This window comes from Actinomadura bangladeshensis, assembly GCF_004348335.1.
GTDB lineage: Bacteria > Actinomycetota > Actinomycetes > Streptosporangiales > Streptosporangiaceae > Spirillospora > Spirillospora bangladeshensis.
Genome location: NZ_SMJW01000017.1, coordinates 22,993 through 46,325, shown reverse-complemented (window position 1 = coordinate 46,325; position 23,333 = coordinate 22,993). Strand labels below are relative to the sequence as shown.

Below are 23,333 nucleotides of genomic sequence, written 5' to 3'. Positions count from 1 at the left end.
TTGCATCCTGGCACCGGGGAAGGTGGCATGAAACGGCGGCGCGAGGTGTTGGGAGCGACATGGACAAGATCGAACCGGGCCGGCTGGGGATCTGGCGCCCGTGGAGCATGCTGGACGGCGACCTGGCCAAGGACCTCGAAGACCTCGGCTACGGCGCGATATGGATCGGCGGGTCGCCGCGCGGCGACCTGAAGATCGCCGAGCGGCTGCTGGCGGCCACCGACCGGCTCGTGGTCGCGACCGGCATCGTGAACATGTGGGCGACGCCGGCCGGCGAGGTCGCCGCGTCCTACCACCGGCTGCACGACGCCTACGGCGACCGGTTCCTGCTCGGCGTCGGCATCGGCCACCCGGAGGCGACGCAGGAGTACCGGAGCCCGTACGAGACGATCGTCCGGTACCTCGACGACCTGGACGCCGCGGACGTCCCGGTAGAGCGGCGGGCGCTGGCGGCGCTCGGGCCGAAGGTGCTGCGGCTGGCGGCGGAGCGCACGGCGGGCGCGCACCCGTACTTCACCACGCCCGAGCACACCCGCGCGGCGCGCGAGACGCTGGGCGCGGGGCCGCTCCTCGTCCCCGAGCAGAAGGTCGTGTTCGACACCGACACCGGGCGCGCCCGCGCGCTGGCCCGGGAGTCGGCCGGGTACTACCTGCGGCTGCGCAACTACGTGAACAACTTCAAGCGGCTGGGCTTCACCGACGAGGACGTGGCGGGCAGCGGCAGCGACGCGCTGCTGGACGCGCTGATCGCGCAGGGCGGCGCGGCGGCGCTGGCCGCGCGGGTGAAGGGGCACCTGGACGCGGGCGCCGACCAGGTGGCCGTCCAGGTGCTCGGCGAGGACGACCCCCGTCCCGCGCTGCGCGCCATCGCCGAAGCGCTCGCCTGACGCGCGGTCCCGCGTGAACGTGTGAGGGACGCGCCCGGAGCCGGGCGCGTCCCTCAGGAGCCGGATGTCACCGGGTCTTGTAGTTGCCGATCTCGTCCGGCACGGTGCGCTTCGCGGCCTGAGCCGGGGCGCGCCGGGCGAACTCGTTGCCGTTGACCGTCAGCGTGCTGTGCGCGAACAGCTGGGTGACGGCGGCGGTGGCGTCGATCATGTGGTCGAAGCCGGTGAGGTCGACGTTGTCGTAGCGGTCGCACGCCGAGTGGTAGCAGGGGTCGTAGGCCACCCCGGCGGTGCCGCCGTAGATCGCCGCCTGCTCGGGCGTCTTGATGCCCTCGGCGCCGGTGAAGATGCCGCCGGCGGGGATGCCCGCGGTGATGAAGGCGTTGTAGTCGGACCGGCCGTCGAAGGCCGTCGCGTCGGTGTGCAGGTTCCGGGAGGCGAAGTAGTCGTTGAACGCCTTCTCGATCGCACCCGACCCGGCCGGCGGCTCGACGTTGTTCCGGCCCTCGCTGTCGTCCCCGTCGTAGACGAAGTTGACGTAGTTCGGCGAGGCGAGCATGTCGAAGTCGAGCATCAGCGCGACCTTGTCGCGCTCGGCCTGCGGCAGGTTGTCGACGTAGTACTGGGAGCCGAGCAGGCCCTCCTCCTCGGCGCCCCAGAACGCGAACCGCACCTGGTTGCGGACCTTCGGGCCGAGCTTTCCGATCTGCTTCGCCATCTCCAGCAGCGTCGCGGTGCCGGAGCCGTCGTCGTTGATGCCGGGGCCCGCGGTGACGCTGTCGTTGTGGGCGCCGACGACCACGACGTTGTCGGCGCGGCCGCGCCCGGTGTCGGCGAGGACGTTGGCGGCCTCGCGCTTCTGGTTGAGCGTGTCGGTCTTCACGCGCAGCGTCACGCCGCCGTTGTTCGCCTGGTCGACGAGGGCCCTGCCGACCGCGTTGGTCGGGCCGATCACCGGGATGTCGTACGGCGTGGTCAGCGTGCCCGCCACGGGGCCGGGCTGGTCGGGGAGCTGGTAGATGACGACGGCGGAGGCGCCGGCGGCGATCGCGTTGTCGGTCTTGAGGGAGAAGAAGCAGCCGCCGCGCTGGATCAGCGCGATGTGGCCCGCCGGGAAGCCGGCGAAGTCGTCGGCCTCGCAGCCGCTGCCGAGCCCGGTGGCGCCGGGGTCGACGGGCGTCGCGGCGGCGGTGACGTCGCCCGACCCGGAGTACTGCATGGTCGCGAAGTCGGTGTCCGGCGCGAACGTCTTCTGCTCCGGCGCGGTCTCGGCGAACACCGCCGCGGAGTTCTCCTGCCAGAAGTCGAACGCGAAGTTCTGGACCGTGGGGGTGTAGCCGGCCCGCTTGAGCTGGTCGGCGATGTACTTGATGGTGATCTTGTTGCCGGGCAGCCCGGCGGCCCGGTTGCCGCCGTTGGCGTCCGCGATCTTCTGCAGGTTCAGCTGGTGGTGGCGGACGTTCTTCAGCGTGACCAGCCTGGCCAGCTTGGACTGGGACGGTGCCGCCGCCTGGGCCGGCATCGCGGCCACGGTGGCGGCTGCGAGCGACAGCCCGGTGAGGGTTGCGAGCGCGGCTCTGCGCATGACTAGGTCTCCGTTTGTGGGGGGACGAAGCAACCCGAAGCCTGACATGAGTCAATTCCCACAACAAGACACGACTTAGCATCAAAACGGCCAATATTGGCCTCTATTTCACCTCTGCTCACAAGATCGACAATTGTCGGCCGGTCACCGTCCGTCCCGGCGCACCGCACCGCTCGTGTCGATCATCGGCGGGGCCGCGGGAACGCGTTCTCCAAGGTCAGCCCGGAATGGCCCTCGATAAGACCGCATTGACCTGCGCAAACGCCGCCGTACGCGCGGAAGCCCCGCGGCCCCCGCCGGAGCCGCCCGGCGGCCCGCCCCGTACTTCCCCGGATACGCGTTCCAGCAGGTGAGGCCGCTGGCACCGGACAAATCGGCGTGAGTATGCTTCGTCACCCTTGAAGGTGGCCGCCGACGATCAGGAGTGGGCCGTTGTCGAGTCCCGAACAGGTGCGCAGATCCCACGGGCGTCCGCACACGCGTCCGATCGGCCGGCGGATCGTCCTGCTCCTGGCGATCCCGCTCGTGTCGCTCGTGGCCCTGTGGACCTTCTCGGCCGTTCCCGCACTGGACGAGGCGATCCAGCGCAACCAGTACTCGGGGAACCGCGAGCGGGCCGGCGATCCGGCCACCCGCGCCATGCAGGCGGTGCAGGAGGAGCGCGCCGCCGCGGTCGCCGCGCTGACGTCGCCGTCGGCCGCGGCCGACCAGAAGTTCCGGGAGGCGACCGGCAGGACCGAGGGCGCGGTGGCCGCCTTCCGCAAGACGGCGCTCGCGCCGGAGTCCGTCGAGCACCTCACCGACGCCGAGGTCCAGCGCACCCGCAACGTCGGCAACCAGCTCGACCAGCTGGCCAGCATCCGGTCGCAGATCACCGCGCGGAACGTCTCGGCGCTGGACGCCATCAACGCCTACAGCACCGCCTTCGACAACACGGTCCGGCTGCTCACCACGCTGGTGACCCTCGACGACGTCAGCGTGTTCCAGCAGACCAACGGCCTGCTGTACATGTACTGGGCGCGCGACTTCATGCTGCGCGAGGACACGCTGCTGACCGCGCTCGGCGGCGGCCGTCTGAAGGCCGGCACCCGCGCCGCGTTCGCGCAGTGGGCCGGCACCCGCGCCGAGCTGGTCGACCTCGGCCTGATCGGCCTCAGCGGCGACATGGCCGAGACCATGAGCGGGCTGGTGAACTCGCCCGCCTACGCCGACTTCGTCGCGTTGGAGACCTCCGTCGTCGAGCAGGGCAGGACCCCCGATCCGCGGCAGTGGCGGGCCGTGACCGGCGCGGCCGGGCAGGTGTGGCTCGGCACCACCGCCAAGGCCGGCGAGCAGCTCCAGCACGACGAGGTCGCGCCCGCCGGCCAGGCGATCATGCTGCGGGTGTACCTGGCGGGCGGCGTCGGGCTGCTCGCCGTCGTCGCCTCCATCGTGCTGTCGCTGCTGTTCGCCCGTCGGCACGCCGACGAGCTGCGCAGGCTGCAGCGGTCGGCGCAGGAGCTGGCGAACGAGCGGCTGCCCCGGGTCGTGGCGCGGCTGCGGCGCGGCGAGCGGGTCGACCTGGAGACCGAGACGCCCCGGCCCGCGGCCGGCCGGACCCGCGAGGTCGCGCTGGTCAGCGAGGCGTTCGAGACCGTCCAGCGGCAGGCGATCAGCACCGCGATCGGCGAGGCGGAGCTGCGCGCCAGCATCAACCGGGTGTTCGTGAACCTGTCGTGGCGCAGCCAGTCGCTGCTGCACCGGCAGCTGCGGCTGCTGGACCAGATGGAGCGGCGCGCCTCCAGCGCCGAGGAGCTGGACGACCTGTTCCGCCTGGACCACCTGACGACCCGCATGCGGCGGCACGCCGAGGGCCTGGTCATCCTGTCCGGCTCGCCGACCGTCCGCGCGTGGGACCACCCGGTCGCCGCCGAGGACGTGGTGCGCGCGGCGATCGCCGAGGTCGAGGACTACACCCGCATCGAGGTGACCGGCGCGTCCGCGGTCGCGGTGACCGGCGACGTGGTCGCCGACGTCATCCACCTGCTCGCCGAGCTGATCGAGAACGCCACCGCCTACTCCCCGCCGACGACGGAGGTCACCGTCAAGGTCGAGACCGTCGCCAACGGGCTCGCGGTGGAGGTCGTCGACCGCGGCATCGGGCTCGCGCCCGAGGAGCTGGACGCGCTCAACCGGCGCCTCGCGAACGCCGTCGAGTTCGACCTCGTCGACACCGAGCGGCTCGGCCTGTTCGTCGTCGCGCGGCTCGCCGCCCGGCACGACATCAAGGTCTCCCTGCAGCCCTCGGCCTACGGGGGCACCACCGCGATCGTGCTGGTCCCGCACGCCCTGGTCGTCATGGACGAGCAGTGGCAGGCGACCGGCGAGGGCACGGCGGTGACGCAGTCCGTCGCGTCCGGGGCCGGCGCGCCGCGGCTCGGCCGCCCGATCCGGCCCGCGCTGCCCGGCCCGGCCGCGAGCCCGCCGCGCGGCGGCCCGCCGGACGCGCCGCCGCCGGTGGCGTTCAACCCGCCGGAGTCCTACGACGCCCGGGCCGCCTACGACGCCGAGGTGGCCTACGACGCGCAGGTCTCCTACGACCCCCCGGGCGTCGCGGAACCGAAGGTCTCCTTCGATCCGCCGGTCTCCTTCGCCCCTCCGGGGCGCACCAATGGCCGGACCCGGCCGCCGGCCGGGGATACGGAACCCGCCGCGGTGGAGGACAGCGAGGTCACCGGCCGGCTTCCGCGCCGGGTGCGGCAGCGCAACCTCGCCCCTCAACTGCGCAAACGCCTCTCGGCCCCGGCTCCGGAACCGGCCGGTCCGCCGGACGACGACTTCGAGGAGCCGAGTCCGGAGCTGAGCCGCGACCTGATGGCCTCGCTACAGTCTGGTTGGCTGCGCGGCAGGGTCGCCGACGACGAACCGGGCGATCTCGATCCACGCGATGAATGGGGGGAATCATGACGCGGCAGGGCCACGCCACCGGCGAGCTCGACTGGCTGCTCGACGATCTGGTGCAACGGGTCGGCGAGGTCCGCCAGGCCGTCCTGCTGTCCCGCGACGGGCTGGTCATGGGCGCCTCGGGGGACGTCACCCGCAAGGACGCCGAGTTCCTCGCGGCGCTGTCGTCGGGCTTCCACAGCCTCGCCAACGGCGCCCGCGAGCACTTCCAGGCCAAGCAGGTGCGGCAGACCGTGGTGGAGCTGGACGACAAGCTGTTCTTCGTCATGCCGGCCGGCAACGGGAGCTGCCTGGCGGTGCTCAGCGACGCCGGCGGCAACGCGGGGCTCGTCGCCTACGAGACCACCATGCTGATCAAGCGGGTGCGGCGGGCGCTGTCGGCGTCGCCGCGCGCCGCCGAGTCGCAGGACACCTCGCTGCAGCCGGGTGCGTCGGGCTGAGCGACCGTGGAGACTCCGAGAGAGCGCTGGATCGGGCGGGACGCCGGCCCGGTCGTGCGGCCGTACGCGATGACCCGGGGGCGCACCCGCCCCCGCGGGCTCGTCGTCGACCTGGTGACGATCCTGGTCGCGACCGGCCGCATCCCGGGCGACCGGGTGTGGCTGTCCCGCGAGCAGCGGCGGCTGCTGGAGCTGTGCCGGCAGCCGTCGACCCCGGCCGACCTGGCCTCGGAGACCGACCTGCCGTTCCGGGTGGTGCAGATCCTCCTGGAGGACCTGCACCAGTACGGCCTGATCGAAGAGGTCCGGCAGACGGCGGAGCCGTCCGACCGCCCCGACCCCCGCATCCTGATGAGAGTGCTCGATGAACTTCGCCGCCTCTAACCCGTCCATGACGCCGTACGCGCCGGACGACGACGTCCCCCTGCACACGCTGAAGGTGCTGGTGGCCGGCGGCTTCGGCGTGGGCAAGACGACCATGGTCGGCGCGGTCAGCGAGATCCGCCCGCTGCGGACCGAGGAGACCCTCACCGACGCCTCGATCGGGGTGGACGACCTCGGCGGCGTCGAGGGCAAGTCCACCACGACCGTCGCGATGGACTTCGGCCGGCTGACCTTCTCCGGCGGCGTCCGGCTCTACCTGTTCGGGACGCCCGGCCAGGAGCGGTTCTGGTTCATGTGGGACCAGATCGCCTACGGCGCGGTCGGCGCGATCGTGCTGGTCGACACGCGGCGGCTCAGCACGAGCTTCGCGTCCATCGACTTCTTCGAGCAGCGGGAGATCCCGTTCGTCGTGGCCGCGAACCAGTTCGACGGCGCCCGCCGCTACAGCGTCGAGGAGATCCGCGACGCCCTCGACGTCGATCCGGACGTCCCCGTCCTGATGTGCGACGTGCGGAGCCGCGAGGTGGCCCGGGGCGTGCTGGTCGCGCTGGTCGAGCACGCCCTCCACGCGGCGCGGAACTGACCGGGCGGCCTAGCCGGCCGCCATCCGGGCGACGATGAGGGACGCGAGGGCGGCGTAGGCGGCGGAGTCGTCCATGCCGGTCTGCGCCTCGATCTCGCCGCGGTGGATGGACTCCATCACCTGGCCCGCGACGGCGCCGACGAACGCCGCGTCCGCGTCCCCGGACGCCTCCCGGACGAGCCCCTGCACGCGCCGCACGGCGAACGCCGTGTTCTGCTTGTAGATCTCGCGGGCCGGGGCGAACGCGTCCAGGTCGGCGAAGAAGGCGGGCGACGCCGGCGCCAGTTCCTCGGAGATCGCGCGCAGGTAGAGCCCGACCCGCTCGCGCGGATCGGCGCCCGCGTCGAGCGCGGCCTCCACGCGCCCGGTCGCGCGGCGGAAGAACGCGCGCACCACCGCCGCGATGATCTGCTCGCGGCTCGCGGCGACCGAGTACAGCGTGCTCTTGGAGCAGCGCAGCAGGGCGGCGAGGTCGGCGACGCTCAGCTCGGCGAACCCGCGGTCGAGGAAGACGTCCATGAGCCGCCCGATCAGCGCCTCCCGCCGCCGCGCCGCCCGCGTGACGCGCTCGTCCGCCCGGTCCATGCCGCGACAGTACCGCAAGCGGTTCGCCAGTACTCGTTTTGGTACCGTGAGGTGGCCGAAAGGAGCCCGCCCATGCCCGCCACCCGCCATCTGCCGACCCCGGAGTCGGAGGACCTGCTCGCGCTCACCCGCGACATCGCGTACAAGGAGCTGGCGCCCCGCGTCGCCGGCGACGAGCGCACCGGCACGTTCCCGCGCGAGGTGTTCACGACGCTCGGCCGGGCCGGCCTGCTGACCCTTCCCTACCCGGAGGAGTTCGGCGGCGGCGGCCAGCCGTACGAGATCTACCTCCAGGTGCTGGAGGAGATCGGCGCGGTGTGGGCGAGCGTCGGCGTGGGCGTCAGCGTGCACGCCCTGTCCTGCTTCCCGCTGTTCTCCTACGGCACCGACGAGCAGCGCGCGGCGTGGCTGCCCGGCATGCTGTCCGGCGAGCGGCTGGGCGCGTACTGCCTGTCCGAGGCGCACGCCGGCTCCGACCCCGCCGCGATGCGCGCCAAGGCTGTCCGGGACGGCGACTCCTACGTCCTCAACGGCGCCAAGGCGTGGACGACGCACGGCGGCAAGGCCGACTTCTACACCGTCATGGCCCGCACCTCCGACGACGGCGCCCGCGGCATCTCCTGCTTCCACGTCCCCGCCGGCACGCCGGGCCTGGAGTTCGACGAGCCCGAGGACAAGATGGGCCTGATGGGCTCGACCACGGCGACGGTCCGCCTGGAGGACGCCCGCGTCCCCGCCGGGAACCTGATCGGCGCGGAGGGCCAGGGCCTGTCCATCGCCCTCGCCGGCCTGGACTCGGGCCGCCTCGGCATCGCCGCCGTCGCCACCGGCCTCGCCCAGGGCGCCCTCGACCACGCCGTCGCCTACGCCAAGCACCGCGAGGCGTTCGGCAAGGCGATCATCGACCACCAGGGCCTGGCATTCGTCCTCGCCGACATGGCCGCCGCGGTCGAGTCGGCCCGCGCCACCTACCTGTCGGCCGCCCGCCTGAAGGACGCGGGCCGCCCCTACGGCCGCGAGGCGTCCATCGCCAAGCTGGTCGCCACCGACAACGCCATGAAGGTCACCACCGACGCCGTCCAGGTCCTCGGCGGCGCCGGCTACACCCGCGACTTCCCGGTGGAGCGCTTCATGCGGGAGGCGAAGGTCATGCAGATCTTCGAGGGCACCAACCAGATCCAGCGCCTGGTCATCTCCCGCCACCTCGCCCGCTGAACCGCGGTCGCCGGGCCGTCCGCCGCGCGGCTCCTAGAGCCGGACGTACTCGTAGTCGAAGGGCCGGCCGTTGATGCCGTTGCGGGGCGGGGCGATCCAGGCGGCGATCCTGCCGCGTTCGTGGACGGGCCGCATCAGCGACCGGACGTGCGTCTTGTCGACCTCGGTCGGCAGCCAGGCGCCCTTGCGCCGCTCCCACTCGTCGGCGGAGAGGATCTCGCCCTGCGGGGTGGTCTCGATGCCGGCGAACGCGCCGACCTTCCGGTTGAAGGCGACGCCCGGCAGGTAGAGGCGCTGCGGGAGGCCCGCGTCGGCGAGGATGCGGTTCCACCGGTTGACGCCGCTCTGGCAGTCGGAGATGTACTCGCGGCGCAGGTCGGTGTTGAGGCCGGTGAGCGCGGCGACCTCGGTCTGCCCGATGGCGCCGTCGACGAGGGCGTCCACCATGACGGCGTCGTCGGTGAGTAGGTGGTCGTCCTTGCGGCGGCCCTCCATCCAGCGTCCCTTGAGCCCGGCGGTGTAGTAGTTGGCGACGTTGCTGGACGTCTCGGAGCCGAACAGGTCGAGCGACACCGAGTAGTGGAAGTTCAGGTACTTCTGGACGACGTCGAGCGAGATCGCGCCGTGCGCGGTGACGTCGTCGGTGTCGTGCTCCTTCATGAGCTGGACGGTCCGCTCCACGACGCGGTCGATGCCCGTGGTGCCGACCATCATGTGGTGGGCCTCCTCCTTGAGCATGAACTCGCAGGTCCGCGACAGCGGGTCGAAGCCGGACTCCTTCAGCGTGCCGAGCTGGTACTTGCCGTCCCGGTCGGTGAAGTAGGTGAACATGAAGAACGACAGCCAGTCGGGCGTCTCCTCGTTGAACGCGCCGAGGATGCGGGGCGACTCCTCGCTGCCGGAGTTGCGGTGCAGGAGCTCCTCGGCCTCCTCGCGGCCCTCGCGTCCGAAGTAGGCGTGCAGGAGGTAGACCATCGCCCACAGGTGGCGGCCCTCCTCGACGTTCACCTGGAACAGGTTGCGCAGGTCGTAGAGGCTGGGCGCGGTCGCGCCGAGGTTGCGCTGCTGCTCGACGGACGCCGGCTCGGTGTCGCCCTGGATGACGATGAGGCGCTGCAGGTCGGCGCGGTACTCCCCCGGGACCTTCTGCCAGGCGGGCTCGCCCTTGTGCGCGCCGAACCCGATGCGCCGGTCGCCGTCGCGTTCGGCGAGGAAGATGCCCCACCGGTAGTCCTTCATGGCGACGTGCCCGAAATGCGCCCAGCCCTCGCGGCCGACGTTCACCGCCGTGCGCAGGTAGACGTCCTGCGTCGGCAGGGACGGGCCCATCGACTCCCACCAGTTGAGGAAGTTCGGCTGCCACGACTCCAGCGCCCGCTGGAGCCGCCGGTCCTCGTGCAGGTCGACGTTGTTCGGGATCTTCTCGGTGTAGTCCGCGCCGGCGGGCATGGGTCAGGCTCGCTTTCGGTCGAAGTCGGCGCGCCGGCCGGTGCCGTAGCGGCGCAGCGCGCCGTCCGGGCCGGACGCGTTCGGGCGGGTGAAGATCCAGTTCTGCCAGGCGGTGAGCCGTCCGAAGATCTTGGTCTCCAGGGTCTCCGGGCCGGGGAAGCGGTAGTTGGCCTCCAGCCCGGTCAGCGCGTCCGGGCTGAAGCTGCCGCGCTCCTCGATCGCGATGCGGACCTCCTCGTCCCAGTCGATGTCGTCGGGCGCGAAGGTGACCAGGCCGAGGCGTTCGGCGTCGCCCGCGTCGAGGGGCTTGCCGGCCGCGTCGCGGACGGCGGCGAGCGCGCCGGCGTCGCCGAGGAAGCGGGTCTCCAGCCGGGTGAGGGCGTTGCCCATCGGGAGCGGGCCGAGGTTCATCGCGTCCACGGTGACCGCGGCGGGGTCGGCGTCCGGGTCGACCTCCTCGAAGACGCCGTCGAGCTGGTAGGCGCGGTCGGCGGCGAGCGCGACCTCCAGGAGCGAGCCGGCGAAGCAGGAGCCCGGCTCGATCAGCGCGATGAGGCTGCGGCTGGTGACGTCGAGGCGCTTCAGCGTCCGCTTCAGGTAGTGGACGATCTCGTTGGCGAGCCAGTCGCCGGCGTTGTCGAGCAGCAGCCGGTCGTGGGCGAGGACGTGCTCGGCGGCCCCGGCCGTGCGGAAGACCCAGGTGCCGAGTTCCAGCTCGTTGGTGCGCAGGTCGAGGATGAGGTCGTCCAGCTCGCGGGTCATGGCGAGCGTCCAGAAGGACTCGTGGTGGAAGTCCACCGGGGGCGCCGCGTCGGGGCCGGCGATCGTGATCTCGGCGGCGCCGGCGGCGCGGTCCAGCTTCGCCGTCACGTGCCGGTAGGCGATGGAGGTGTCCGTGCGCTCCTTGGCGAGCGGGGTAAGCGCCACGCCCTCGGCGCCTTCCGGGCGGGACGAGCGGGCCGCCAGCTCCCGGGCGCGTTCCGCGACGGTCGCGTCCCAGGCCGTGCGGGGCACCGCCTCGTCCACCAGCCGCCACGCGACGGCCTTCTTGCCGCCGAGCCCCTCGGCCCTGGTGGAGAAGTAGTCGGCGCGGTCGCGGCGGACGTGCCGCTTGTCCGACACGCGGGTGAGGCCGCCGGTGCCCGGCAGGACGCCGAGCAGCGGCAGCTCCGGCAGCGACACCGCCGAGGACCGGTCGTCCACCAGCATGATGTGCTCGCAGGCGAGGGCCAGCTCGTAGCCGCCGCCGGACGCGGTGCCGTTGACCGCCGCCAGGTAGGTCTGCCCGGAGTTCGCGGTCGCGTCCTCGATGCCGTTGCGGGTCTCGTTGGTGAACTTGCAGAAGTTCACCTTCCAGCTGTGCGGGGACGCGGCCAGCATCCGGATGTTGGCGCCCGCGCAGAAGATCTTCTCCTTGCCGCTGGTGACCACCACCGTGCGGACCTCCGGGTGCTCGAACCGGAGCCGCTGGACGGCGTCGTACAGCTCGATGTCGACGCCGAGGTCGTAGGAGTTGAGCTTCAGCTCGTAGCCGGGGACCAGGCCGCCCTGCTCGTCCACCGCCATCGTGAGGGTGGCGACGGGTCCGTCGACGTCCAGCCTCCAGTGCCGGTACCGGGACGGGTCCACGCGGAACTCCACGTGCGGGGTGGTCATGGGGTGTCCTTCCGCCGGTGTCGTCCCATCATGCTCCACAAAATTCGCTCAGTACGTCAAGAGTTTGTAGTACATCGGTCCGTGGGCCGTCCCGGGCCGGGGCGGCCGGCGCCCGCTCAGGGCGTGTTCAGCAGGGTCGCGGCCAGTTCGCGGACGGCGAAGCGGCGCAGCTTGCCGGTGGGGGTCGTCGGGAGCCCGTCCACGATCAGCACCTCGCGGGGGCGCTTGAACGACGCGAGCCCCGCCCGGCAGAAGCCGATCAGCTCCGCCGGCTCGGCGGCCGCGCCCTCCTTGAGGACGACGGCGGCGACCGGCTTGTCCAGGCCGTCGGCGTCCGGCAGCCCGACGACCGCGGCCATCGCCACCGCCGGATGCTCCAGCAGCCGGCCCTCGACCTCGGCCGGCGACACCCAGATCCCGCCCGCCTTGAGCATGTCGCCGGTCCGGCCGAGGCAGGTGTAGTAGCCGTCCTCGTCCCTCACGTAGGTGTCGCCGGTGCGCAGCCACTCCCCCTGGAACACCTTCCGGGTCGTGCCGGTGCGGCACCAGTAGCCCGTCGCGATCGACTCGCCCTTCACCAGCAGGGAGCCCGGCGTGCCCGGCGGGACGTCGGCGCCGTCCGCGTCGACGATCCGCAACTCGTAGCCGGGGACGGCGGTGCCGGTCGTCCCCGGGCGGACCTCGCCCGGACGGTTGGACAGGAAGATGTGCAGGCACTCCGTCGAGCCGATCCCGTCGATGATCTCCACGCCGTACCTGGCGGTGAAGCGGCGGCACAGCTCGGCGGGCAGCGGCTCGCCCGCCGACACCGCCAGCCGGACGGACGCGAACGCCTCCGCCGGCACGTCCGCGTTCAGGATCGCGGCGAAGAACGTGGGCACGGCGAAGAACAGCGTCGGGCGGTACTCGACCAGCCGCTCGGCCACCGAGGCGGGCGTCGGCCGGTCCGGGTCCAGGATCGCGGTCGCGCCGGCGGAGAGCGGGAAGAACAGCGAGTTGCCGATGCCGTAGGCGAAGAACAGCTTGGCGACCGAGTAGCAGCGGTCCTCCGGGGTGATGCCGAGGACCTGGCGGCCGTAGGTCTCCACGACGTGCCGGATGTTGGCGTGCCGGTGCATCGCGCCTTTCGGCTTGCCGGTCGTCCCGGACGTGTAGAGCCACAGCGCGCTGGAGTCGTCCGAGGTCAGGTAGGGCTCGGTCAGCTTCCCGCCCCGCTCGCGCCCGGCCCGGACGAGGTCGTCGAAGGGACTCACCCGCACGCCGGGCGGCACCTGGAGCCCCGCGCTCCCCTCGGCGGCGCCCCCTTCCACCGCTTCCACCGCGACGTTGCGGACGCCCGGCGCCTGCGCCAGCGCCGCCTCGGCGGCCACCGCGAAACGGCCGCTGACCAGCAGCACCCTGGCCCGCGCGTCGTTCAGCAGCGCGGCCAGTTCCGCTCCGGTCAGCATCGTGGACACCGGGACCGGGACGGCGCCGAGCCGCATGGCGCCGAGGATCGCCGCGGCCATCAGCGGGCCATCGGCCATGAACAGGACCACGCGCTCCTCGGCCCGCGTCCCCCAGGACTCCAGCCCGGCGGCGATGTGCCCGGCGAGGTCGGCCAGTTCGCCGTAGCCGAGGTCCCCGCCGGGCCCGCTGAGCGCCGTCCGGCCGGCGGTATCCGGTCGGAAGGCCGGCTGGAGCAGGTATTCGGAGGCGTTGAACGTGTCGGGCGCGGCCGGTGCGGTCGCCGTGTCGGCAGTCGCCGTTTCAGCGGTCATGGGGGTCTCCAGTCGCCGGGAACCGTGGCACCAATGCTCTACATAGACAAAACGTTAGTCAATAGACTTGTCGAATGATGGCCGGTCGGGAGGAACGCTCGCGGGTACCGCGCGGTACGCACGCGGTACCGCTGCATACTCGCGCAATACTGGACAGCGTTCCATGGACGGCCGCGCCCCAGAAGGGCTCAGGAGGAGAAGCACATGGCCCGATCCGGCGAGGACGCGGCGCACCCCCGGCCGGAGTTCCGGCGCCGGCGCGAGCTGGGCGCGGCAAGCGCCCGGTCGCTGCTGCTGACCGTGCTCGGCGAGTTCGTCCTGCCCGGCGGCGAGCCGGTCTGGACGGCGACGTTCCTGCGGGCGCTCGGGCTGCTCGGCGTGGAGGAGAAGGCCGTCCGGCAGGCGCTCGCGCGCAGCGCCGCCGAGGGCTGGCTCGCCGGGGAGCGGCACGGCCGCCGCACCGCCTGGCGGCTCACCCCGGCCGGCGAGCGGCTGCTCACCGACGGCACCGACCGCATCTACGGCTTCGGCGGCCCGGTCGGCGACTGGGACGGGCGGTGGCTGCTGGTCCTCGCGACCGTCCCGGAGACCAACCGCAGGCTCCGCCACCTGCTGCGGACGCGGCTCGCCTGGAACGGGCTCGGCAACCTGTCCCCCGGCGTGTGGGCGACCCCGCACCCCGTACGCGAGCGGGAGGTGCGGGGCGTCCTCGCCGAGATCGGCGTCGCCGACACCTCCACCCTGTTCACCGGGCGGCTCGGCGACCTCGCCGAGGCGCGCCGGGTGGCCCGGCAGGCGTGGGACCTCGACGAGATCGAACTCTCCTACGAGGACTTCCTGGAGGCCGTCAACGCGCTGCGCCCCCGCGACGATCCGGGCACGTTCGCCGCGCACACGCGGCTCGTCCAGGCATGGCGCCGGTTCCCGTTCCTCGACCCGGCCCTGCCCGCCGAGCTCCTGCCGGACGACTGGAGCGGCTCCCAGGCGTTCACGCTGTTCCACGAGCGCCACGACACCTGGCGTCCCGTCGCCGACCGCCAGTGGAAGGCGATGAGCGGCGACTAGCCGGGCGGGGTCAGCCGCAGCAGGTTGACGGTGCCCTCGGCGACCACGCGGTCCTTCTCGTCGGTGATCGTCGACTGCCAGGTCACGTGGTCGTCCACCCGGTCGACCGGGCGGGCGCGGGCCACCAGCCGGCCGGCGCGCACGGCGCGGATGAACCGGGTGTGGTTGCTGATCCCGACGACCTGCTCACCGAGCCCCACGGTGAGGGCCGCGCCCATGCTGCACACGGTCTCGGTGATGGCGCAGTACACGCCGCCGTGGACGATCCCGTACGCCTGCATGAGCTTGCCGGTGACCTCCAGTTCGGCCACGACCTCCTGGTCGGACGCCTCGGTCACGACCAGCCCGAGCGTCTCGTCCAGGGGGCCCGCGTAACCGGAGAACTCAACCGTCATCCCCGGAAGCTATACAGCCGCCGGATCCCCCGTCAACGGCGCGTCACACGTGCGGGGGCCGGCGGCGGAGCGCCGCGTGTAGAGAGCGCGCTGCCGGGAAGTCGGAGAAGGGTCGGTGCCGCGTGTTGGGAGGTCCTGGGATGGGCAGCTTGGTCGGACGGAACCTGCTCGCCGGAGCCGAAGCGGACGTCGCCGCCAACTCCGGCTACACCGATCACCCGCCCCGGATGGGCTTCTTCACCGACACGTCGGTGTGCATCGGCTGCAAGGCGTGCGAGGTGGCGTGCAAGGAGTGGAACGCCATCCCGGAGGACGGCCTGGAGTTCACCGGCATGTCCTACGACAACACGCAGGGCCTCGGCGCCGACACCTGGCGGCACGTCGCGTTCATCGAGCAGAACAAGCCCATGGGGAACGCCGAGCCCGGCGTCGACCACGGCGACTCCCCCGGCGCGGCCCCGGGCGGAGGCGGCACCGACCTCCGCTGGCTGATGGCGTCGGACGTCTGCAAGCACTGCACGCACGCCGCCTGCCTGGACGTCTGCCCGACCGGTTCGCTGTTCCGCACCGAGTTCGGCACGGTCGTCGTCCAGGAGGACATCTGCAACGGCTGCGGCTACTGCGTCCCGGCCTGCCCGTACGGGGTCATCGACCAGCGCAAGGAGGACGGCCGGGTCTGGAAGTGCACGCTGTGCTACGACCGGCTGGGGGCGGGCCAGGAACCGGCCTGCGCCAAGGCGTGCCCCACCGACTCCATCCAGTTCGGGCCGCTGGACGAGTTGCGCGAGCGCGCGGCGATGCGGGTCGAGCAGCTCCACGAGATCGGCGTCGAGGACGCCCGCCTCTACGGCCACGACCCGGACGACGGCGTCGGCGGCGACGGCGCGTTCTTCCTGCTCCTGGACGAACCGGAGGTCTACGGGCTGCCGCCGGACCCGGTCGTCACCACGCGCGACCTGCCGTCCATGTGGCGGCACGCGGGTCTCGCCGCCGCCGCGCTGGTCGGCGGGCTCGCCACCGTCTTCGCCGCCCACGCCGGCGTCCGCGGCGGCCGGGGAGGAGCGCGATGAGCGAGTCGGAGGTGCGCAGGGAGGGCATCGCCGGGGCGCGGCCCGACCGCGAGGCGCTGGTCGGCCGGGGCCTGCGGCCGCGGGACGGCGGGCGGCGCGGCAGGCGGCGCGGCGGGCGCGGCGAGAAGGCGATGGTGCCGGACGCCGAGTTCACCTCCTACTACGGCCTGCCGATCCTGAACCCGCCGGTCTGGAAGGCGGCCGACGTCGCCGCCTACCTCTTCCTCGGCGGCCTGGCCGGCGCCGGCTCGATGCTGGCCGCGGGCGCGCAGCTCACCGGGCGGCCCGCCGCCGCGCGGGCGCTGAAGATCTCCTCGCTGGCCGCGATCGCCGGGTCCACGGCCGCGCTGATCCACGACCTCGGCCGGCCGGCGCGGTTCGCCAACATGCTGCGGGTCATGAAGCCGACCTCGCCGATGAGCATGGGCTCCTGGATCCTCGCCGCCTACGGGCCGGCCGCGGGCGGCGCCGCCGTCCTGGACGTGGCGGGGCGCTTCCCGCATCTCGGCAGGGCCGCCACCGCCGCGGCCGCCGCGCTCGGCCCGGCCGTCACGGTCTACACCGCCGTGCTGATCGCCGACACCGCGGTGCCCGCCTGGCACGAGGGGAGGCGCGAACTGCCGTTCGTCTTCGCCGGCTCGGCCACGACCGCCGCGGCCGGGATGGCGCTGGTCGCCGCGCCCGTCCGCGAGACCGGGCCGATGCGGACCGCCGCCGTGTCCGGCGCCGCCGTGGAGCTGGCCGCGGCCAAGCTGCTGGAGCGGCGGGCCGGGCTGGCCGCCGAGCCGTACAAGAAGGGCAGGGCCGGCCGGTTCATGCGCGCGGGAGAGATCCTGTCGGGCGCGGGCACCGCCGGCGGCGTGCTGCTCGCGGGGCGGAGCCGCGCGGGCGCGGCGCTCAGCGGGGCGGCGCTCCTGGCCGGGTCCGCCTGCACGCGTTTCGGCATCTTCTACGCCGGGATCCAGTCGGCCGAGGACCCCAAGTACACCGTCGTTCCCCAGCGGGAACGCGTGAACGAGCGCGGCACGGAGGCCACCGCCTAGTACCTGTCGGGTTTCTGCAAGTCCATTGAAATCTTGCGCAAGCTCTTGACGGGACTGCAAGAAGAGAGCATTCTCACGGTGCTCGCGGACGGCCGTCCCCCACCCCCTCCAGGCGCCCGCCAGGCGCCTCGCTGTCAGGAGTTCGCCGCAATGCATCGCGCAAGAATCCCCCGCAGCCGGTCCCTGCTCGCCGCCGGTGCGCTCGTCCTCGGCGGGCTCGCGCCCGCCGCCGCCCTGCTCCCCGGCTCCCCCGCCCGCGCCGCCGTCCCGCTCAACGGCGGCGACGTCACCGCCAACCTCTGGGAGTGGAACTGGCCGTCGGTCGCGGCGGCCTGCACCGACCACCTCGGCCCGGCCGGGTACGGGGCCGTCCAGGTCGCCCCGCCCGCCGAGTCGGTCAGCCTCGCGAGCAGCGGCGACGGCGCGCACCCCTGGTGGGAGGTGTACCAGCCCGTCTCCTACGGCCTCACCAGCCGGCTCGGGACCCGCGCCCAGTTCGCCGCGATGGTCACGGCCTGCCACAACGCGGGCGTCCGCGTCTACGTGGACGCGGTCGTCAACCACATGGCGGGGCACAACAACACCGTCGGCACCACCTACGGCGGGTCGGTGTTCGATCCCGCCGGGTTCTCCTACCCGGCCGTCCCGTACGGCCACGGCGACTTCCACCACCCGGGCGACGGGTACTGCGACGACGAGGACGGCGGCATCGACGACTGGAACAACACGTCTGAGGTGCAGAACTGCGAACTGGTGTCGCTGTCGGACCTCAAGACCCAGTCGGACTACGTCCGAGGCAAGATCACCGGGTACCTGAACGACCTCATCGGCCTCGGCGTGGACGGCTTCCGGATCGACGCCGCCAAGCACATCGCGCAGAGCGACTTCGCCGCCATCAAGGGCGCGCTCCACACCACCACCGCCGAGGGCAAGGCGCCCTACATCGCGCAGGAGGTCGTCCCGGGGGCGAGCACCGCCGCCCTGAAGCCGTCCGCGTTCACCGGGAACGGTGACGTGCTCGGCTTCTCCTACGCGCAGGGGCTGAAGACCCAGTTCCAGAACGGCACGCTGTCGAACCTGTCGGGCATCCCGTCGTGGTCACTGGACGCCGCCGGCGCCCAGACGTTCACCATGGTCACCAACCACGACACCGAGCGGAACGGGTCGACGCTCAGCTACAAGAACGGCTCGGACTACGTGCTGGCCAACTACTTCCTGCTGGCCTACCCCTACGGGAGGCCGTCGGTGTTCGACGGGTTCGCCTGGTCGTCCGCCGGGCAGTCGCCGCCCGCGAACTCGGGCGGCTACGTCACCGACGCCGACTGCTCCAGCGGCTGGCAGTGCCTCACGCAGTCGACCGGGATGAAGGGCATGGTCGGCTGGCACAACGCGACCGCGTCCGCCACGACGGTGTCCGACTTCACCGCGACCGCGAGCGACGTCATCGGGTTCAGCCGGGGCTCGAAGGGCTGGATCGGGCTCAACGACTCGTCCAGCGCGTCCACGGCCGCCTACCGGACCGGCCTCGCGGACGGCGTCTACTGCGACGTCATCACCGGCGGCCTCGGGGAGGACGGGTGCGCGGGCACGTCCGTCGCGGTGTCCGGCGGCACCGCGACCGTGACCATCCCCGCGCACGGCGCGGTCGCGATCCACGTGAACGCGAGGACGGGCGCGACACCGACCGCGACGCCCACCTCGACGCCGACCGCCGCGCCCACAACCGTCTCGGACGCGTTCAACGTCTACGCCACGACCACCTGGGGGACGAGCGTCTACATCGTCGGCGACATCCCGGCGCTCGGCTCCTGGGACACGTCCAAGGCCGTCAAGCTCTCCCCCGACCGCTACCCGACGTGGAGCGGCACGGTGACCCTGCCCGCCAACACCAGGATCGAGTACAAGTACATCAAGAAGACCGACGCGGGCGCCGTCACGTGGGAGAACGGCGCGAACCGCGTCTACACCACCGGGACGTCCGCGCACACCGCGAACGACACCTGGAGATGACCGCTCCCGGATGAACCAGGGCCGGCCTCGTCGTGTGCGGAGGCCGGCCCTGCTCATCGGGCACCGGCGCGCCGCCGTCGATCAGTCGCCGGCGGCCGGCCCGGACGGGCGCCAGAAGACCGCGAGCAGGAGCGCGGCGCCGATGCCGCCGGCCAGCGCCGTGATGGCGAGGCCCTCCCATCCGGCCATCGGCGCCCACCGCCTCAACGGCCATTCACGGCCCCTTCCGCACCGACGTCCCGCCAACGTACAAGGTGGTGACCTGAGGACCCGGCCCCCGGCCGGACGGCGGCGCCCCGCCGTCCGGCCGGCCCACCGCATAGATCGTCGGACGTGGGGCAGGTCACAGAGGTCAGGCTCCAGATCGCGTCACGCCCAGGGGTGTCCGGAGCGTCTACCTCTGGGGCGCTGCCGGCGCGGAGGTCGAGGAGGCGGCATGGATAGCGTGGCCAGAAAGTACAACCTGACGATGCTCTACGCCGCGTACGAGGCGTTCCGCCGCGACGCGGCCCGGCTGGAGTCCGCGGCCGGGCCCGCCGATCCGGACGTCGCCACCGCCTGGCCACTGTTCACCCACCACTGGCGGATCCAGGACAACGCCGAGAAGCGCGCCCTGTGGACGGTCATGTACGCCAAGGACGCCGACGAGCGCGCGCACGGGCGCGGGCGCGTCGCCGTCGTCCTCGACTCCCTCGCGCTGCGGACGCTGCGGGTCGTCCCGCTGATCGACGCCGTGGACGCCGCCCTGGAGCACCGCGACCGCCCCACGTTCACCCGGTACGCGCGCGAGCTGCGCACGTCCCTGGACGTCCTCCTGGACTTCAAGGAGGCGAACGTCCTGCCGCTGATCCAGGAGACCCTGACACCCTATGAATGGGGGACGTTCGACGTCGAGTTCCGCCGCGAGCTGGGGCTGCGGGGGCTCGGGACGTTCCTGCCGTGGCTGCTCGACGACGCCTCGGAGTCCACCCGCGGCGCGGTGCTGCGGCTGCTGCCGCCGCCGATCCGGCTCTTCTACAAGGTCACCTGGCGCCCCCGCCACCGGCGCCGCGGCCACCCGGCCATGCCCGCCTGCTGAAAACCTCGCACTTCCAGCACCTCGCGCCGCCTGTGACCAGGCGCACATCGCCCGGGGTGTCACAAACGTCCGCCCTCGTTCCGTCTTATGCGCAGAAAGCACGACGGAGGGATGCTGACGATGGCGGGGACGACGCCCCAGGCGCGGGGCAGAGCGGCGGTGGACGCCCCTCTTCTGAGCGGGGCGCGGGCCCTGGACGAGCGGTTCGGCACCACCGGCTTCGCGCGCAGGGCGCTGCGCAAGGCCTTTCCGGACCACTGGAGCTTCCTGCTCGGCGAGATCGCGATGTACTCGTTCGTGGTCATCCTGCTGACCGGGGTGTACCTGACGCTGTTCTTCAAGCCGAGCATGCACGAGGTCGTCTACGACGGCTCCTACACGCGGCTGCAGGGCGTCGAGATGAGCGAGGCGTACGCCTCCACCCTGAAGATCAGCTTCGATGTGCGGGGCGGGCTGCTCGTCCGGCAGCTCCACCACTGGTCGACGCTCGTCTTCATGGCGGCGATCCTCGTCCACATGCTGCGGAACTTCTTCACGGGGGCGTTCCGCAAGCCGCGCGAGCTGAACTGGCTGATCGGCGTCGCCATGCTCGTCCTGGTCATGTTCAACGGGCTGTTCGGGTACTCGCTGCCGGACGACCTGCTGTCCGGCACCGGCCTGCGCATCCTGGAGGGCGTCACCGCGGGGATCCCGCTGGTCGGCTCGTACGCGGTGATGTTCCTGTTCGGCGGGGAGTTCCCGGGGACCGACATCATCCCGCGGCTCTACATCATCCACGTGCTGCTGATCCCGGGCCTCCTCGCGGCGCTGATCCCGCTGCACGCCATCGTGCTGACCTGGCGGCAGACCCACACCCAGTTCCCCGGCAAGGGCAGCACGAACACGACCGTCCGCGGCTACCCGTTCTTCCCGGTGTTCATCGGCAAGACCACGGCGTTCTTCCTGTGGGTCCTCGGCATCACCACGCTGCTGGCGGCGTTCGTCCAGATCAACCCGATCTGGCTGTACGGACCGTACGACCCGGGCGCGATCAGCTCCGGCTCGCAGCCCGACTGGTACATGGGCTGGCTTGAGGGCGCCCTGCGGATCATGCCGGCCTGGGAGATCACCGCGTGGGGCCACACCGTCCCGCTGAACGTGCTCGTCCCCGCGCTGGTGGTGCCGGGGGTCCTGTTCACCGGCCTCGCCGCCTACCCGTTCCTGGAACGCTGGGTGACCGGCGACGACCGCATCCACCACCTGCTGGACCGGCCCCGCGACGTCCCCGCGCGCACCGGCATCGGCATCGCCGGCGTGGTCTTCTACGGGACGCTGTGGCTCGCGGGCGGCAACGACGTCCTCGCCGACAAGTTCCACATCCCGCTGTTCTGGACGACCTGGTTCTTCCGCTTCCTGATCATCCTCGGGCCGGTGCTCGGCTACATCGTCGCCTACCGGATCTGCGTCGGCCTCCAGCACCGCGACCGCGGCCTGGTCGCGCACGGGCTGGAGACCGGCATCATCCGGCAGTCCCCGGACGGCGGGTTCAGCGAGGTCGAGCGGCACCTGCCCGACGAGGCGATCGCGGCGATCACCGACCCGCGCCCGGCGCCCGCCGTCGACCTCGATGTCCCGCCGCCCGCCGGCGGCGTCGTCAGCCCGCGCGGCCGGACGGCCGCCGGGCGGCTCCGCGCCGCGCTCAACCGCCGGTTCCGCGCCGACCTGGCCACCGTCCCGGAGCGTCCCCCGCTGGACGCCGGCGGCGACCGGCCCGCCATCGACGAGAAGGCTTTCGACAAGAAGGCGTCGTCCTGAGACGCGGCGCGCGGCCGGTCAGCGCGTGAAGAGGTGCTCGATCACAGGGGCGGCGGCGGCCACCGGGTCGTCGCCCAGATCGGCCGGCAGCGCGCCGCTCAGCCACAGGTGGGCGAAGCCGTGCACGATCGACCAGGCGGCGAGGCGGCCCGTCCGGTCGCCGTCCGGGCCGTCCGGCGACGCCTGCCGGACGCCCGCGGCGAGGACGGCGCCCGCGCGGGCGCGGGCGGCGGCCAGGCCGGGGTCGTCGGCCCGGTAGAGGCCGGGGCTGAACATGACCTCGAAGTGCGCCCGGTGCTCCACGGCGAAGCGGACGTAGGCGAGGCCGACCGCGTGCAGGTCGTCGCCGGCGGCTTCGAGGGCGTCCGCGAACAGCGCGTACCCCTCCGCGGCGACGGCCGTCAGCAGGCCCGTCTTGTCGCCGAAGTGGTGGGCGGGCGCGGCGTGCGACACCCCGGCGCAGCGCGCCAGCTCGCGCAGGCTCCACCCGGCCGGGCCCGACTCGGCGATCGCGTCGACGGCCGCCCGCATGACCGCCCGCCGCAGGTCGCCGTGGTGGTAGCCGTCCCGGCCCGTCCCCGGAGTGCTCACCGGGGAATCCTACGGCCCGGTCCCGTCAGCCGCTCTCCTTGGCGAACTCGCGGAGGCGGGGCAGGTCCACGACGATGATCTTGCGCCAGCCGGTGCGGATCAGGCCCGCGCGGCGCAGGCCGTTCAGGGCGCGCGCGACGGTCTCCCGGGACGCGTCCATCCAGCTGCCGAGCTCCTCCTGGGACAGCGGCGGGCCGATCTCGATCGAGCCGTCCGGCGCGGGCGGGGCGTGCTGGGCCGACAGCTCCGCGAGCTGCGCCAGCAGCCCGGCGAGGCGCTGCGGGCCCCGGCTGGTGACGTGCGCGGTGAGCCGGCGGCCGGATTCGTCCATGCGCTCGACGAAGGTCCCGGTGACGAGCATCCACACGTCCGGGTGCCCCTCCAGGAACCCGGTGAAGCGGGCGGCGGGCACCACCAGCGCGCGGATCGGCGACAGCGCGGTGACGGTCGCGGCGCGCGGCCGCCCGCCGAGCGCCGCGCTCTCGGCGATCAGGTCGCCGGGGCCGCGGACGGCCAGCACCACGTCGTGGCCGTCCGCGGTGGACGAGGTGACCTTCGCCCAGCCGCGCTCGATGATGATCACGTGGTCGGACTCGTCGCCCTGGTAGACCAGGGGCGCCTTCACCGGGAACTGCCGGGGGCGCGCGGCGTCGCGCAGCGCGGCCCGCTGCGCGGGGTCGAGCGCGGCCCAGAACCCCGGCCGCGGGGAGGACGCCGCGTACGCTGCCACCAGCCCGTCTCCTTCGCCCCGCCATGGTTCCCGCCCACGGTTACTGCCCACGGTCATCCGAACTGTAAAC

General features: G+C 72.7%; 20 protein-coding genes. 12 read left to right on the top strand and 8 right to left on the bottom strand.

All coding sequences use genetic code 11. The features are described from left to right. The first annotated feature begins 59 nt into the window (after positions 1-59). Complete coding sequence (locus E1284_RS05820; RefSeq protein ID WP_131937864.1) at positions 60-887, top strand: LLM class F420-dependent oxidoreductase; 828 nt, start codon at positions 60-62, stop codon at positions 885-887. Between the two features lie 67 nt (positions 888-954). Here E1284_RS05820 and E1284_RS05815 read toward each other — a convergent pair whose 3' ends face one another. Then, positions 955-2,472, bottom strand: a complete 1,518-nt coding sequence (locus E1284_RS05815; RefSeq protein ID WP_131937862.1) for a M20/M25/M40 family metallo-hydrolase — start codon at positions 2,470-2,472, stop codon at positions 955-957. A gap of 432 nt (positions 2,473-2,904) precedes the next feature. Here E1284_RS05815 and E1284_RS05810 point away from each other — a divergent pair, with 432 nt between their 5' ends. Genes E1284_RS05810 through E1284_RS05795 form a run of 4 tightly spaced genes read left to right on the top strand, consistent with a single transcriptional unit; the run spans position 2,905 to position 6,822 of the window. Next, on the top strand, positions 2,905-5,418 hold the full coding sequence (locus E1284_RS05810) for a sensor histidine kinase (RefSeq protein ID WP_131937860.1): 2,514 nt from the start codon (positions 2,905-2,907) through the stop codon (positions 5,416-5,418). Continuing rightward, positions 5,415-5,855 carry a roadblock/LC7 domain-containing protein gene (locus E1284_RS05805; RefSeq protein WP_131937858.1) on the top strand — a complete coding sequence of 147 codons (441 nt, stop codon included), beginning with the start codon at positions 5,415-5,417 and terminating at the stop codon, positions 5,853-5,855. The genes E1284_RS05810 and E1284_RS05805 overlap by 4 nt, the downstream gene beginning before the upstream one ends. A 6-nt stretch (positions 5,856-5,861) precedes the next feature. Further along, positions 5,862-6,239: a DUF742 domain-containing protein gene (locus E1284_RS05800; protein WP_131937856.1), complete on the top strand. Its 378-nt coding sequence runs from the start codon at positions 5,862-5,864 to the stop codon at positions 6,237-6,239. Positions 6,240-6,246: 7 nt separating this feature from the next. Continuing rightward, positions 6,247-6,822 carry a GTP-binding protein gene (locus tag E1284_RS05795; protein ID WP_243714277.1) on the top strand — a complete coding sequence of 192 codons (576 nt, stop codon included), beginning with the start codon at positions 6,247-6,249 and terminating at the stop codon, positions 6,820-6,822. A gap of 9 nt (positions 6,823-6,831) precedes the next feature. Here the strand turns inward: E1284_RS05795 and E1284_RS05790 are convergent, their stop codons facing one another. Beyond that, positions 6,832-7,407 (bottom strand): TetR/AcrR family transcriptional regulator, encoded by a 576-nt coding sequence (locus tag E1284_RS05790; RefSeq protein WP_131937852.1) that lies wholly within the window; start codon positions 7,405-7,407, stop codon positions 6,832-6,834. Between the two features lie 72 nt (positions 7,408-7,479). Between E1284_RS05790 and E1284_RS05785 the strand changes: the two genes are divergently transcribed. Then, positions 7,480-8,622, top strand: a complete 1,143-nt coding sequence (locus tag E1284_RS05785) for an acyl-CoA dehydrogenase family protein (protein ID WP_131937850.1) — start codon at positions 7,480-7,482, stop codon at positions 8,620-8,622. 33 nt (positions 8,623-8,655) lie between these two features. On the opposite strand, the gene boxB is transcribed toward E1284_RS05785, so the two are convergent. From boxB to E1284_RS05770, 3 genes are all read right to left on the bottom strand, one after another. After that, positions 8,656-10,071, bottom strand: coding sequence for a benzoyl-CoA 2,3-epoxidase subunit BoxB (boxB, locus tag E1284_RS05780; protein ID WP_131937848.1), 1,416 nt, complete (start codon positions 10,069-10,071; stop codon positions 8,656-8,658). A gap of 3 nt (positions 10,072-10,074) precedes the next feature. Then, the gene (gene boxC / locus E1284_RS05775; protein WP_131937846.1) at positions 10,075-11,727 is read right to left on the bottom strand and encodes a 2,3-epoxybenzoyl-CoA dihydrolase; all 1,653 of its coding nucleotides are present in this window, start codon (positions 11,725-11,727) and stop codon (positions 10,075-10,077) included. 116 nt (positions 11,728-11,843) lie between these two features. Then, positions 11,844-13,487: a benzoate-CoA ligase family protein gene (locus tag E1284_RS05770; protein ID WP_131937844.1), complete on the bottom strand. Its 1,644-nt coding sequence runs from the start codon at positions 13,485-13,487 to the stop codon at positions 11,844-11,846. A 204-nt stretch (positions 13,488-13,691) separates the two neighbouring features. Here E1284_RS05770 and E1284_RS05765 point away from each other — a divergent pair, with 204 nt between their 5' ends. Further along, on the top strand, positions 13,692-14,552 hold the full coding sequence (locus tag E1284_RS05765) for a PaaX family transcriptional regulator (RefSeq protein WP_131937842.1): 861 nt from the start codon (positions 13,692-13,694) through the stop codon (positions 14,550-14,552). Here the strand turns inward: E1284_RS05765 and E1284_RS05760 are convergent. Next, positions 14,549-14,947, bottom strand: coding sequence for a PaaI family thioesterase (locus E1284_RS05760; RefSeq protein ID WP_131937840.1), 399 nt, complete (start codon positions 14,945-14,947; stop codon positions 14,549-14,551). The two genes, E1284_RS05765 and E1284_RS05760, sit on opposite strands and share 4 nt — an antisense overlap. Positions 14,948-15,174: 227 nt before the next feature. Between E1284_RS05760 and E1284_RS05755 the strand changes: the two genes are divergently transcribed. The 5 genes from E1284_RS05755 to qcrB all read left to right on the top strand — a co-directional run bounded on the left by E1284_RS05755 (position 15,175) and on the right by qcrB (position 21,942). After that, the gene (locus E1284_RS05755; protein ID WP_243714276.1) at positions 15,175-16,017 is read left to right on the top strand and encodes a 4Fe-4S dicluster domain-containing protein; all 843 of its coding nucleotides are present in this window, start codon (positions 15,175-15,177) and stop codon (positions 16,015-16,017) included. After that, entirely contained in the window at positions 16,014-17,060 is a 1,047-nt protein-coding gene (gene nrfD / locus E1284_RS05750; RefSeq protein WP_131937836.1) for an NrfD/PsrC family molybdoenzyme membrane anchor subunit, read from the top strand. Before E1284_RS05755 ends, nrfD begins: the two co-directional genes overlap by 4 nt. A gap of 150 nt (positions 17,061-17,210) precedes the next feature. Continuing rightward, entirely contained in the window at positions 17,211-19,070 is a 1,860-nt protein-coding gene (locus E1284_RS05745) for a carbohydrate-binding module family 20 domain-containing protein (RefSeq protein WP_131937834.1), read from the top strand. A 436-nt stretch (positions 19,071-19,506) separates the two neighbouring features. Next, positions 19,507-20,148 (top strand): hypothetical protein, encoded by a 642-nt coding sequence (locus tag E1284_RS05740; RefSeq protein ID WP_131937832.1) that lies wholly within the window; start codon positions 19,507-19,509, stop codon positions 20,146-20,148. A gap of 111 nt (positions 20,149-20,259) precedes the next feature. Then, positions 20,260-21,942, top strand: a complete 1,683-nt coding sequence (qcrB, locus tag E1284_RS05735; protein ID WP_424923468.1) for a cytochrome bc1 complex cytochrome b subunit — start codon at positions 20,260-20,262, stop codon at positions 21,940-21,942. An 18-nt stretch (positions 21,943-21,960) separates the two neighbouring features. Here qcrB and E1284_RS05730 read toward each other — a convergent pair whose 3' ends face one another. Next, a complete protein-coding gene (locus tag E1284_RS05730) occupies positions 21,961-22,533 on the bottom strand; it encodes a TetR/AcrR family transcriptional regulator (protein WP_243714275.1) in 573 nt (190 codons plus the stop codon). Positions 22,534-22,558: 25 nt separating this feature from the next. Beyond that, entirely contained in the window at positions 22,559-23,263 is a 705-nt protein-coding gene (locus E1284_RS05725; protein WP_243714274.1) for a Crp/Fnr family transcriptional regulator, read from the bottom strand. Positions 23,264-23,333 lie beyond the last annotated feature (70 nt).